General features: G+C 49.6%; 13 protein-coding genes and 1 pseudogene. 9 read left to right on the forward strand and 5 right to left on the reverse strand.

All coding sequences use genetic code 11. From position 1 onward, the window contains the following. Positions 1–2: 2 nt before the first annotated feature. The 3 genes from HGO41_RS15500 to fabV all read left to right on the forward strand — a co-directional run bounded on the left by HGO41_RS15500 (position 3) and on the right by fabV (position 3,123). Complete coding sequence (locus tag HGO41_RS15500; protein ID WP_250981198.1) at positions 3–848, forward strand: dimethyl sulfoxide reductase anchor subunit family protein; 846 nt, start codon at positions 3–5, stop codon at positions 846–848. Continuing rightward, positions 848–1,729, forward strand: coding sequence for a 4Fe-4S binding protein (locus HGO41_RS15505; protein WP_013578010.1), 882 nt, complete (start codon positions 848–850; stop codon positions 1,727–1,729). The genes HGO41_RS15500 and HGO41_RS15505 overlap by 1 nt, the downstream gene beginning before the upstream one ends. A gap of 197 nt (positions 1,730–1,926) precedes the next feature. Next, positions 1,927–3,123: an enoyl-ACP reductase FabV gene (gene fabV / locus HGO41_RS15510; protein WP_013578012.1), complete on the forward strand. Its 1,197-nt coding sequence runs from the start codon at positions 1,927–1,929 to the stop codon at positions 3,121–3,123. 124 nt (positions 3,124–3,247) lie between these two features. Here fabV and HGO41_RS15515 read toward each other — a convergent pair whose 3' ends face one another. From HGO41_RS15515 to HGO41_RS25760, 3 genes are all read right to left on the reverse strand, one after another. Next, entirely contained in the window at positions 3,248–3,550 is a 303-nt protein-coding gene (locus HGO41_RS15515) for a TM2 domain-containing protein (RefSeq protein WP_013578013.1), read from the reverse strand. A gap of 213 nt (positions 3,551–3,763) precedes the next feature. Then, positions 3,764–4,069, reverse strand: a complete 306-nt coding sequence (locus tag HGO41_RS15520; RefSeq protein ID WP_014416631.1) for a YdgH/BhsA/McbA family protein — start codon at positions 4,067–4,069, stop codon at positions 3,764–3,766. A gap of 143 nt (positions 4,070–4,212) precedes the next feature. Then, positions 4,213–4,473 (reverse strand): helix-turn-helix domain-containing protein, encoded by a 261-nt coding sequence (locus tag HGO41_RS25760; RefSeq protein ID WP_081481120.1) that lies wholly within the window; start codon positions 4,471–4,473, stop codon positions 4,213–4,215. A gap of 240 nt (positions 4,474–4,713) precedes the next feature. Here HGO41_RS25760 and ulaA point away from each other — a divergent pair, with 240 nt between their 5' ends. Then, on the forward strand, positions 4,714–5,991 hold the full coding sequence (gene ulaA, locus HGO41_RS15525; RefSeq protein ID WP_013578016.1) for a PTS ascorbate transporter subunit IIC: 1,278 nt from the start codon (positions 4,714–4,716) through the stop codon (positions 5,989–5,991). Positions 5,992–6,122: 131 nt separating this feature from the next. Here the strand turns inward: ulaA and HGO41_RS15530 are convergent, their stop codons facing one another. Then, positions 6,123–7,511 carry an aldehyde dehydrogenase family protein gene (locus HGO41_RS15530; RefSeq protein ID WP_250981201.1) on the reverse strand — a complete coding sequence of 463 codons (1,389 nt, stop codon included), beginning with the start codon at positions 7,509–7,511 and terminating at the stop codon, positions 6,123–6,125. Between the two features lie 97 nt (positions 7,512–7,608). Between HGO41_RS15530 and ptrR the strand changes: the two genes are divergently transcribed. The 5 genes from ptrR to HGO41_RS15555 all read left to right on the forward strand — a co-directional run bounded on the left by ptrR (position 7,609) and on the right by HGO41_RS15555 (position 11,148). Next, positions 7,609–8,493 (forward strand): putrescine utilization regulator PtrR, encoded by an 885-nt coding sequence (ptrR, locus tag HGO41_RS15535; RefSeq protein WP_013578018.1) that lies wholly within the window; start codon positions 7,609–7,611, stop codon positions 8,491–8,493. Positions 8,494–9,038: 545 nt separating this feature from the next. After that, positions 9,039–9,446: an H-NS family histone-like protein gene (locus tag HGO41_RS15540; RefSeq protein WP_013578019.1), complete on the forward strand. Its 408-nt coding sequence runs from the start codon at positions 9,039–9,041 to the stop codon at positions 9,444–9,446. Positions 9,447–9,658: 212 nt separating this feature from the next. Continuing rightward, positions 9,659–10,192, forward strand: a complete 534-nt coding sequence (locus HGO41_RS15545; protein WP_013578020.1) for a cytochrome b — start codon at positions 9,659–9,661, stop codon at positions 10,190–10,192. Between the two features lie 162 nt (positions 10,193–10,354). Next, positions 10,355–10,819 (forward strand): STM2901 family protein, encoded by a 465-nt coding sequence (locus tag HGO41_RS15550; RefSeq protein WP_013578021.1) that lies wholly within the window; start codon positions 10,355–10,357, stop codon positions 10,817–10,819. After that, the gene (locus HGO41_RS15555; protein WP_037032727.1) at positions 10,804–11,148 is read left to right on the forward strand and encodes a DUF1493 family protein; all 345 of its coding nucleotides are present in this window, start codon (positions 10,804–10,806) and stop codon (positions 11,146–11,148) included. Before HGO41_RS15550 ends, HGO41_RS15555 begins: the two co-directional genes overlap by 16 nt. 21 nt (positions 11,149–11,169) lie before the next feature. Here HGO41_RS15555 and HGO41_RS15560 read toward each other — a convergent pair. Beyond that, positions 11,170–11,481, reverse strand: a pseudogene (locus HGO41_RS15560) (IS4 family transposase); the annotation flags it as partial.

Below are 11,481 nucleotides of genomic sequence, written 5' to 3' on the forward strand. Positions count from 1 at the left end.
TCATGCAGGAATGGCCACTGATCGTCTTTACGTTGCTGATCCAGCTTTCCGTAGGCAGCACGCTTTTCACCACATTTATCCTGATGTATGCCGCTGACAGCCTGAATACGCAGGAAAAATGGCGCGTTGCAGTACCTGCCATGTTGCTGGCTTTTGTCGCCGGTGCGCTGGGCCTTGTCGCTTCAACCGCGCATCTGGGCTATCCGCTGAATGCCTTTCATGCGCTGAGTCATATCAGCAGTTCCTGGCTGAGCCGGGAAATCGTTTTCGCCAGTCTTTATCTCGGTATTCTGGGGTTGACCACGCTGATTGGGCTGGTAGCAAAACGCGTCGCGACTTCTCTTATGCTGCTCGCTTCTCTTTTGGGCCTGATTGATCTCTTCTGCATGAGCGCGATTTACGTCCATGCGTCTGTCGCGACCTGGATGCACATCAATACTTACGTGATGTTTTACGCAACCGCGCTGAGTCTGGGGGCCATCACCGCGCTGTGGCGGCTTTCCCGCTGCCCGTGGCTGCCCTGGAAACAGGCGAGGAGGATCTCGGTTATCTGCGGTGGCGCGCTGATCGCCGTTACGCTGGCGCGCCTGCTGGAACAACCGATCTACCTTGAGTCTCTGAACGGTGTGAGCCGCGATGCGGTGACATTCCCGCATCAGCCGCTGATAGCTTTCGCACAGTCCGGCAGGTTGCGGTTGATGGCGTGGGTGATACTGACTGTAGGCACGATTATCACGGCGTGCAGCCTGCAAACGCACCGTATTGGCCGCTTACTGCTGGTGACGGGCGGGACGGCGGTGTTACTGGCAGAAATCATGCTGCGTTTTAACTTCTTCAGCATTCACTGATGCGTGTGTTTTCGCTTCATGCCAGTCCGCGCATGATGTGCGCCGGACGGGCATGCGTGCGCAATACGGTGAAAAATAGCCGCTGCGTGGCCTGTGCAGATGTTTGCCCGACAGGGGCCGTTACGCTCAATGAAGAAGGCATGATAGAGATGGATCCGCAGGCCTGTATCGGCTGCGGTTATTGTCTTTTTAACTGCCCCACCGGTGCGCCGGAGGGCATTGCACCGCCGCAAAGGCATTATCGCGCTGACCGGCTGGTGATGCCGCTGACTCGCGTTGCGCCCTGTACTGAAGAATTGCTGATGTGGCACAGCGAATACGGCATCCGTTTTGTTGAGATGAAAGCGGAAAGCGCGGCTGGCTGGTTTAAGGCCATCGCCACGCTGAATGTTCGCCTGAAACGAATGCAGGAACCGCTGTGGAATATTGTGCCACCGTCCCGGCAAACGATGAACGGTTCACGCCGCCGGTGGTTGCATCTTAAAAACGAAGGCGCTTCTGCCGGTAACGTACCTGTCGGGCGTCGGTTCAGGCGCGCCCGTTTTACACAGATCAGTGAATATCACGTTGATCTCGATAAACACCGTTGCGTACTCTGCGGCGCCTGTAGCCGTGTCTGTCCCGAACAAGCCATCCGCCTGGATAATCTGGCATTAACGCTGGATCCTGTGAAATGTACCGGTTGTGGCAACTGCGAGGCGGTGTGCTTTGATGGCGCTATCTCCGTATCCGCGCGTGAAAACAGTGAAAGTACGTTAACCGTTTCCAGGCTTGAACAAGCACAATGCCGGGTGTGTGGCTGCATATTTCCCGCCTGGTCTGCGCAGGATAATGAATGTGCGGTATGCCGCCGCCATGCTTTTGGAATGCGTGAGGCCTGAAATGAACATCCCGGCGGGACTGCGTTACACTACAGAGATAATTTTTGGCTCAAATTTTATGCTTTCTGCCGAAAAAGAGCCTGTTTTCGGGTCAGAGAACTCTGTTTACACGGCGAAGAAGCGTCAGGTTTTGCCTGAAACGGCGCAAACCTATATTCTATCGGCCAATTTACTGAGACAGTTGCAATGAGGTCTATATGATTATCAAACCACGCATCCGTGGCTTTATCTGTGTTACTGCCCATCCGGAAGGTTGCAAGGCGAACGTTAAAGAACAAATCGACTACGTTACCGCGCAAGGCAAAATCGCAGGCGGTCCTAAAAAAGTCCTGGTGATCGGCGCTTCTACCGGTTACGGCCTCGCTGCCCGCATCTCAGCTGCTTTTGGTTCTGACGCAGCAACGCTGGGTATCTTCTTCGAACGTCCGGGCGATGAATCCAAAACCGCCACTGCGGGCTGGTATAACTCAGCCGCATTCGAAGAATTTGCTGATGCCAAAGGTCTGTACGCAAAAAGCATCAACGGCGATGCGTTCTCTGACGAAGTGAAGCAAAAGACCATTGAGCTGATCAAACAAGATTTGGGTCAGGTTGATCTGGTGGTTTACAGCCTGGCTGCGCCACGTCGCACCCATCCTAAAACCGGTGAAGTGTTCAACTCCACCCTGAAACCAATCGGTAAGCAAGTCACTATTCGTGGCATCAACACCGACAAAGAAACCATCAACGAAACCACGCTGGAACCGGCAACGCCTGAAGAAATCGCGGGCACCGTGGCAGTGATGGGTGGCGAAGACTGGCAGATGTGGATCGACGATCTGAAGGCTGCCGGTGTGCTGGCTGAAGGCGCGAAAACTACCGCGTTCACCTATCTGGGTGAAGAAGTGACGCAGGACATTTACTGGAACGGTTCTATCGGTGAAGCCAAGAAGGATCTGGACAAACGTGTTCTGGATATCCGTAGCACACTGGCAGAGCAGGGCGGCGACGCACGCGTTTCCGTACTGAAAGCCGTTGTGACGCAGGCGAGTTCTGCTATTCCTGTGATGCCACTGTACCTGTCACTGCTGTTCAAAGTGATGAAAGAGAAGGGCACGCACGAAGGTTGTATCGAGCAGGTTTACGGTCTGTACAAAGACAGCCTGTACGGCGCTGAGCCGCTGGTCGACAACGAAGGCCGTCTGCGCGCTGACCTGAAAGAGATCGCGCCAGAAGTGCAGGCTGAAGTGGGTAAACTGTGGAATGAAGTCACCAACGATAACATCGCGGAACTGACTGATTTTGCAGGCTACAAAAGCGAATTTATGCGTCTGTTCGGCTTTGGCCTGAACGGTGTTGATTATGCTGCCGACACCAATCCTGACGTGAAAATCAAACATCTGATTCAGATGTAATCTGATTTAGCGTACAGAGATTATGCGAACCCGCATCTGCCGAAAGGTGGGTGTGGGTTTTTTAATGTTTAGTAGATTTCAAAAAGCCACTTTGAAAGCGGCTTTTATAATCAGATAGCTAAACTCAACCGTATTTTTTGGCGAAGTTTTCATCTGAATCGCACAGATAAATAATGAATTCAATGAATGCAATTATTGAAGGAATAAACGTCCAGCAGAAGATGAGGTATAAGAACCCTTGCCCGATTTTACCCAGATAGAACTTATGAACACCAAAACCACCCAGGAAGAAAGCTAACAATGCTGCAGCAACCCTGCTTTTAGTCCCCTGAGGATTAATACTTTGAGTGGCGCCACAATGAGGGCATGATTTAGCCGACTCGTGGATCTCCTTTCCGCATCCTCTACAAAAAACCATAGATCCCATTTCTATTTCCTTACATGTTATTATTCGGACTAATCTTACCCGTAATTATCATTAAGAAAAAGAGAATGATGATGCTCCAGGCTGATGGGGCGGCGCTCCACCCGTGTACCGCGCGGCTAATGAATGGTCTTCAATATGCTTTCTCATCAATAAATAACGCCGCAAACCCTAAAGCCTGCGGCGTTCTTATTTCATGACACTCTGCTCTGCACATCAGCCATAGGCCACTTTGTGATTGATATGGTAAAAGGTCGCGGTGGCAGCCATAACGTGTTGCTGCTCTTTACCCGGTTTGTGCGATTCCACATTGGTAATGTGGTAGCCGACAGCGCCTGCATCCAGTGCTTTTTTAACAAATGCATTGTTGAGTTCTTCCATGGAGGTAGCCCAGGACACCGTGCTCACGCCGACAGCTTGCAGCGAGGCGATCTCGCGATGTGATAACCCTGAGCGGACCAAAACAGGCTTAACCGCTTTGGGTGAGAATATGGATAAGACATCATTCACTAAGCCTTTCATGGATTTACTCCTCATCAGGTCATTTTTCTAAATCGGATATTAAGCCGCACCGTTAATCGATCGGTGTGATGACGCATCTGAGATATTTAACGGGCGTGAGGTTAATAAATACCTTTTCATGTAATGACCTTTAGCTTTAATTGCTAATTCTTTGTTAGGCAACCTCCCGCCACAATTAACACGAAAGTAACAGAGGATATTTTCACCTGGTTACAGGTCATGTATTTTTGAAATGAGTGCAAGAAGGGGCACATTTCACGCCCTGTCTGCAGTATGCGCATTTCACCTTTCGTCCACGGTCCGGAGAGTGCGCTGGATAGCGTCGAAGGATTCAGACCCACGGCGCGGGAAGCGGCGGCCAGCATTGCGCTAGCGCCAGACCGGTGTCCTCTTGTTATGTCCATTCCAAAACACGTTAAAAAATGCCTTCTGCTCCACTAATTGCGAGTCACTTCACATCATCCCTTTCACGAACTCTATATAAAACACCGTGCCAAATAAAAAGAAACATTGTTTCATAAAAACAAATTTCGAATGACGTCTGAGCAAGGATGAATGAGGAATGTTGAAAAAATGTAACGATAAAGTTTCTTATAAAAAGGCCGCAACTTTCAATCAATATAAATTCAATGAAAGAGGGGAAGATGGAAATATTTCTGAGTTTGGTTAAAACACCGGCTGTTATCATTGCGATTATCGCATTTCTGGGATTGGTTTTTCAAAAAGCATCGGTATCAAGAATCATCACCGGAACGGCACTTTCTTTTATCGGATTTACCATGATAAAGGTCGGTGGCTCAATCTTAATGAAAGTGTTAACGGCTTTTAGCACCTTGTTTTCTAACGCCTTTAACATTGTTGGTGTGGTGCCGAGTAATGAAGCCATCATGGCAGCAACCATCGATCAGATTGGTTCAACGGCAGCGATAATTCTGTTGTTCTCTATGGTGATTAATATTCTTCTGGCCCGCTTTACGCGTCTGAAATTTATCTATCTCTCGCTGCATCTTGTCCTGTTTATGTCCTTTGCATTAACAGCAGTGCTGATGCAACTGGGTTATAGCTATTATCCCATTATTATCATCTCGTCGATTTTCATCGGTCTTTATATGGCCGCTTCTCCGTTTTTCCTGAACAGATTTAGCCGTGAAATCATCGGTTCTGACGAATATGCCATTTCTCACGCAGCCATTTCTTCATATATCATCGGTTCATATATGGGAAAATGGTTCGGTAATAAAAAGACCGATACAGAACATCTCAAAATCAGTAACAAGTTTGATTTCCTGCGTGAACCCAATATCGCCACGCTTTTAACGATGCTGGTTCTTCTGCTGATATCCTGTGTATTCGCTACGCAACCGCAGATCAAAACGGCGATGACGCTTGTGTATGGCGCCGGTGCGGCAGATAAAAATACGATTATTTTTATTCTTGAGCAGTCGGCTGTATTTGCTTGCGGTCTGTATCTCGCCAAAGCGGGCGTTAATTTATTTACGGCGGAAATCGTACCGGCGTTTAAAGGATTCTCACGAGTTTTCGCACCTGGCGCGGTCCCGGCGGTGGATGTCATGGTGCTTTTCACTAAAGCGCCAAATGCCACGTTGATTGGTTTTCTGGTGAGCTTCTCTGTGGAACTGGCCTGTATTCTCATTTTCCCGTTTGTCGGATTGCCCATTATTGTTCCGGGCATTATGGCGAGCTTTATTACGGGAGGCGCGGCGGCCATCTTCGGTAACGCCACCGGCGGTTTCCGTGGCGCGATTATTGCCAGTGGTATCAACGGACTGCTGTTATGTGTGTTACCTGCACTGACGTTGCCATTATTCTCACATCTTGGTGCGCAGGGTGTCACATTTGCTGACCCTGATTTCACCCTCTCTTCGCTGATTCTGGACCATCTGATGGGGCTGTTTAAGTAACCACAAAGGCGTCTCGTTATCAGCAGGCCGTCACGGCGATTGATGCCCGGCCTCACTCACAGGCTGGCAAAAAATAATAATCACAGGATTATAAAATCCTGTGATTAGTTTAAACCTCCACCGGTTAACGGTTATTTACGGTTGCTCCACACGGTCTGCACGTTACAGAACTCGCGTAAACCGAAGTGTGAAAGCTCACGACCATAGCCGCTTTTTTTCACGCCACCGAACGCTACGCGCGGGTCTGACGCACTGTAGCCGTTAATAAATACGCCGCCGGTTTCCAGCTCGCCAGTCATCTGTTCTGCCCGTGCCAGGTCGGCGGTATAAATCGTCGCGCTCAGACCAAAATCACTGTCATTCGCCAGTTCGACCGCATGCTCAGCATCGCGTGCAACCGTAATCGCTGCGACCGGGCCAAATAACTCCTGACGGAATGCGGTCATTTGTGGCGTCACGTTGCTCAGAATAGTGGGGGCATAGAAGTTACCTTCGCCAGCAATTTTCTCACCACCGAGCAACAGCGTTGCGCCTTCTGACAGCGTTTCCTGAACCTGCCTGTCCAGCTCATCGCGCAGGTCGTAGCGTGCCATCGGGCCGATGTAGGTGTCGTCGTCCTGCGGGTCGCCGATGACCAGTGCCCGCGTGGCGGCCACAAATTTCTCGGTAAAGGCTTCCAGCACACCTTCTTCAACAATCATACGTTTCGCGGCGGCGCAAACCTGTCCGGTATTCTGATAGCGGCCCGCAACAGCCGCCTTCACCGCTTCATCGAGGTTGGCGTCATTGAGCACGATAAATGGATCAGAGCCGCCCAGCTCCAGCACACATTTCTTCAGTGATTTACCTGCCAGCTCCGCAATAGCACCACCGGCACGCACGCTGCCGGTTACCGTGACGGCAACAATGCGCGGATCAGCAATCAACCCGGCAACATCTGCATTCCCGACATTAATTACGCCAAAGGCCCCTGCCGGAAAACCGGCTTTCAGCGCAGCCTGTTTCACCAGACGGGTCGTACCCATCACGTTAGGGGCAGGTTTAAGCAGGAACGTATTTCCCGCCAGTAACGCAGGTACCGCGCCGCGCAGGATCTGCCAGACCGGGAAATTCCACGGCATAACCGCCAGGATCATGCCGGAAGGGCGGTAATGAATATGCGCTTCGCCGTTATCGACGATGGTGGGTTCAGGTGCGAGCATCGCCGGGCCCTGCAGGGCATACCATTCGCACAGGCTTGCGGATTTCTCCACTTCAGCGCGCGCCTGTTTAATGGGTTTACCCATTTCGCGGCTGATCATGCGGGAGATATCTTCACTGGCTTCGCGAAGTTCAGTCGCCAGATTATGCAGATGGGATGCGCGCTGAGCGATATCCGTTTTGCGCCACTGCTTATAGGCCGCGCTGCCTTGTGTGACTGCCATCTCAAGAGTCAGTGCGGTGTCGAAAGGATACTCTGCGATACGCTGGCCGTTGAACGGGTTGAGCGAAATTGCGTGTGTGTCGGGCGTTGTCATTATGTGCTCCTCATTTATCCAGTCCGTTCAGCATAGAGACTTGCGAAGATGAATAAAAATGAATAAAAATAAGTAAACCGTTCACTTTTTGAGAAAGACTATGAATCTGTCACAGCTCGAGATGTTTCGCGCCGTTGCTGAAACCGGCAGTATCAGCGCCGCCGCCCAGCGGGTGCATCGCGTCCCGTCGAATCTGACAACACGCATTAAACAGCTTGAGGCGGAACTGGGCGTCGAATTATTCATCCGCGAGAATCAGCGTCTGCGCCTTTCGCCAGCAGGGCGAAACTTTCTCAGTTACAACAACCGTATTCTCGATTTAGTCGAAGAAGCGCGGGTGTCCGTGGCGGGCACAGAACCGCAGGGGATATTTGCGTTGGGCGCGCTGGAAAGCACTGCAGCGGTGCGGATCCCCACTTTACTGGCGCGTTATCACCAGCAATTCAGCAAGGTTGAACTGGCGCTGAGCACTGGCCCTTCAGGGGAATTGCTGGATAAATTGCTGGAAGGGGCGCTGGAAGCGACGTTTGTCGACGGCCCTGTGCTGCATCCGGTTCTGGATGGCGTGCCAGTGTATAAAGAAGAAATGGTGATTGTCGCCCCCTTACATCACGCGCCTGTGACTCGTGGGCAGGAGGTTAACGGGGAGATTCTGTATGCGTTCCGGTCGAACTGCTCTTATCGTCGCCATTTCGAAAGCTGGTTTGCGGATGATGGCGCTGCGCCGGGGAAAATCTACGAAATGGAGTCTTATCACGGCATGCTGGCTTGTGTGATAGCCGGCGGCGGGCTGGCGCTGATGCCGCGCAGTATGCTGGAAAGTATGCCGGGCAGCAGCACGGTGAGCATCTGGCCGCTGGCCGACAATTATCGTTTTTTGACAACGTGGCTGATATGGCGGCGCGGCGCATTAACCCGCAATCTGACAGAATTTGCGGCTCTGGCCTCTCAGTTAACGGTTAACCTTCCGCCACCTGCAAAATAATCTGCCAGTCCAGTGCGAGCTTCAGCGCCACACACGCGGCGCAAACAATAAAAATGGTCTTAAACATAGGGTAAATAAACATCCTGTGTGACGTGAGTCACATTTTAAAGCGATGCTGCGTAAACCGCTTTAAATTTTTTGTGCAGAAGATGCTTTTCGTCGATTTCCGGCAGGAAAATTTTTAGCGAAATGAATAAGAGTAAGCGTGAGATCCGCATCAAAAGAAAAGAACTGGCCCGATTTGTACATAATAGCAACATATGTTATTCACGCACTGATACTCTTATAAAGAGAGGTAAATTTAGCTTAATAATGTTTTCCTGCTTATTTTGAAGTTCTGCAGGTGATTTGTGCGCTGAAAATTTATTAACCCAGAGTCAATAATTACTTATAAAACTAACGCATTAAAACGCAATAAACCAAAGAGGCTCACGCAGGAATTGTGTAATAGGTTGTAATATTATCCTGACGCAATTGATATCAATATTGGTTTGTGTAGAATCAGAGTCACTAATTTAATGGCACATATCTAAAGTGAGCACATCATGGACAACGCATTAAACGTTTTGAATAATATCCGTACACTTCGGGCTCAGGCTCGCGAAATGCCTTTGAGTACTCTGGAAGAAATTCTTGAGAAACTGACTGCCATTGTTGAAGAAACTCGCGAAAATGCCAAAGCGCGCAGTGCGCAGCAACAAGAGCGCGACGAAAAATTACTGAAATACCGCGAAATGTTGGCAAACGATGGCATCGCGATTGATGACCTGTTGGGCCACCAGAGCGCGAAAGAAACCACTAAAGCCAAACGTAAGCCACGTCCGGCCATTTATGAGTACACAGACACTGACGGTTCTAAAAAGACCTGGACGGGTCAGGGTCGCACGCCTTCTGCCATTAAAGCAGCGCTGGATGGCGGCGCGACACTTGAAAGCTTCCTGATCGCGCGCTGACCTCACGGCTGATGTGCTGCGCTTTTCTGCCCCGCTTTTTAGCCGGGCAGAAAAACGTACTTCACCGCCAGTTTTTATTCTGCTGTTCCCCCTTTTAAAAATTCTCGCGTTTCTGGGGATTTTTTCCTTTTCATTACTCTCCGTCATTGTTCTTAAGGTAAGCTTAAGTCTGCATAAGTAAGGTTAACGTCTCTTCGTTTACCGGAACTTCTATGCGTACCCGATATTCTTTCGTTCAAATTATGCTCCACTGGCTGGTGTTTGTGTTAGTCGTACTGACCTATGCCACGATGGATATAAAAGGGTGGTTTGCAAAAGGCACGCCAGCGAGGGAGTTATTAGCCCTTACGCATTACAGCCTGGGATTTTGCGTATTATTCCTGATGTGTATGCGTCTGTTTGTTCGCGCAATGTATGTCACTCCGCCGGTTAAACCCGCGTTGCCGCGCTGGCAGCATTATTTGTCAGGTTCGGCTCATGTACTTATATATCTGATGTTTTTAAGCTTGCCGGTGCTGGGCATCTTGTCACGTTATTATGGCGGCCATGACTGGACGATGTTTAACATCCTTATGCCTAAAAGTGTTTTTCCGGATCTCCCTTTACAGAAACAGTTTAAAACGCTGCATGAATGGCTCGCGAACGCCGGGTATTATCTTATCGGATTACATGCTCTGGCTGCCCTCTGGCATCACTATCGCCGGCGCGATAACACGCTAATCCGGATGTTACCTTCGCGAAAATAGCCCGCGGGTGCGTGGGTCTGAGAAACCGTTGCCAGTTTCTGGTATCAACGGAGCGATTAACGTGACGGAAGGAACAATGATGATATCCAGTGCGAGGGGGCATATTGCCTGCTAATAAATGCGGCAGTATCCTAAAGCCCTTCTAATCAAAAGGATATTGAAATGGATACTATTGAAGAGCTAAACGGAACGTACTTTTATCACGGCCACGCCAATCTGAGTAATCAAGAGTTATTTGGTCTAATTTTTATTGAAAGCTTATCAAATCACCTCGGGTTAGATACTACGGCTACAGTTCTCATTATTACAGGGCAGCCTTACATTCCGGTTCCGGGCAAGATGGTAACTGCAATACCGGGAACAAGCGTGGCGTCAAAGCTATCGAGGGCCCTTTTAAAGCAAGCGAAACTGCCCTTTGGCCTTAAAGCGTGGACGCCGGTTGGTAAGTCGTTCAATACCTTGACTATGCGAAAAACCACAAAATGGGCTGCACTGATAGATAGATATGTCCCCTTTGTTGGATATGCAATGGCGGTCATATTAATCCAGCAGGTGGCCGCCGAAACCAGATCAAAATATAATTTAATAGCCCGTCCAGAAGATCGTATTGCATGGACATACTTTTAATGGAAGAAAAAGTCTTATCAATGTTCCGCGAGGAAATACCTGGCTACTACGATTTCGATTTGAAAAGAGAGGTTCCGCTTGAGTTTGATACCGAGCTACAAGATTTTGCTCCAGGTGATGATTTCGTATATGCCCTCGAAGCTTATGAAAAAACCTTTAAAGTGGACCTGTCAGTCGTAAATTGGTCCTTCTACTTTCCCTGGGAAAACCTTCCGTTTTTCACTCGCTGGTTTAAGGTTAAGCGTAAGGACATAGAAAAGACCAGAAAGCCCTTAACTGTAAGAATGTTCGCAGAATCGGCTAAGGCGGGTAAATGGCTTTATGATTAAGGGGCTTTAGCCTAATGCCGGTCACTTAAGGTGACCGGCATTGTTTTTTAAGGGATATTTTGACCTTTTTTCTCTCACTTCCCTCGCATATTCACGCTCACGCCTCGAGGGCAGCTTTAGCATCGCTGCGTTGCTGTAAAAATGCTTCAGATGACCCGGGATGGCTCCCGCTGATGCCCACGGCAGCCCGATTAACAACCGTAATATCTCCGACACTGCACCGCTAAAACTCAGCTGATAAGGCAGATAATCTCCCTTCAGGCTGAACGCCATCTTGATCATCTGGTAACGAATAAGGTTATAACTCAGCAGGATACCCCACAGTTCCTGCCT

It is taken from the genome of Rahnella sp. CG8, assembly GCF_023701875.1.
GTDB classification, from domain to species: Bacteria; Pseudomonadota; Gammaproteobacteria; order Enterobacterales; family Enterobacteriaceae; genus Rahnella; species Rahnella aceris.

What these genes read in the sequence shown, in the direction of transcription:
- fabV (WP_013578012.1), top strand. Translation starts at nt 1,927, where the DNA reads ATGATTATCAAACCACGCATCCGTGGCTTTATCTGTGTTACTGCCCAT.
- HGO41_RS15540 (WP_013578019.1), top strand. Translation starts at nt 9,039, where the DNA reads ATGGACAACGCATTAAACGTTTTGAATAATATCCGTACACTTCGGGCT.
- HGO41_RS15500 (WP_250981198.1), top strand. Translation starts at nt 3, where the DNA reads ATGCAGGAATGGCCACTGATCGTCTTTACGTTGCTGATCCAGCTTTCC.
- HGO41_RS15515 (WP_013578013.1), bottom strand. Translation starts at nt 3,550, where the DNA reads ATGGGATCTATGGTTTTTTGTAGAGGATGCGGAAAGGAGATCCACGAG.
- HGO41_RS15545 (WP_013578020.1), top strand. Translation starts at nt 9,659, where the DNA reads ATGCGTACCCGATATTCTTTCGTTCAAATTATGCTCCACTGGCTGGTG.
- HGO41_RS15520 (WP_014416631.1), bottom strand. Translation starts at nt 4,069, where the DNA reads ATGAAAGGCTTAGTGAATGATGTCTTATCCATATTCTCACCCAAAGCG.
- ulaA (WP_013578016.1), top strand. Translation starts at nt 4,714, where the DNA reads ATGGAAATATTTCTGAGTTTGGTTAAAACACCGGCTGTTATCATTGCG.
- HGO41_RS25760 (WP_081481120.1), bottom strand. Translation starts at nt 4,473, where the DNA reads ATGGACATAACAAGAGGACACCGGTCTGGCGCTAGCGCAATGCTGGCC.
- HGO41_RS15555 (WP_037032727.1), top strand. Translation starts at nt 10,804, where the DNA reads ATGGACATACTTTTAATGGAAGAAAAAGTCTTATCAATGTTCCGCGAG.
- HGO41_RS15505 (WP_013578010.1), top strand. Translation starts at nt 848, where the DNA reads ATGCGTGTGTTTTCGCTTCATGCCAGTCCGCGCATGATGTGCGCCGGA.
- HGO41_RS15550 (WP_013578021.1), top strand. Translation starts at nt 10,355, where the DNA reads ATGGATACTATTGAAGAGCTAAACGGAACGTACTTTTATCACGGCCAC.
- ptrR (WP_013578018.1), top strand. Translation starts at nt 7,609, where the DNA reads ATGAATCTGTCACAGCTCGAGATGTTTCGCGCCGTTGCTGAAACCGGC.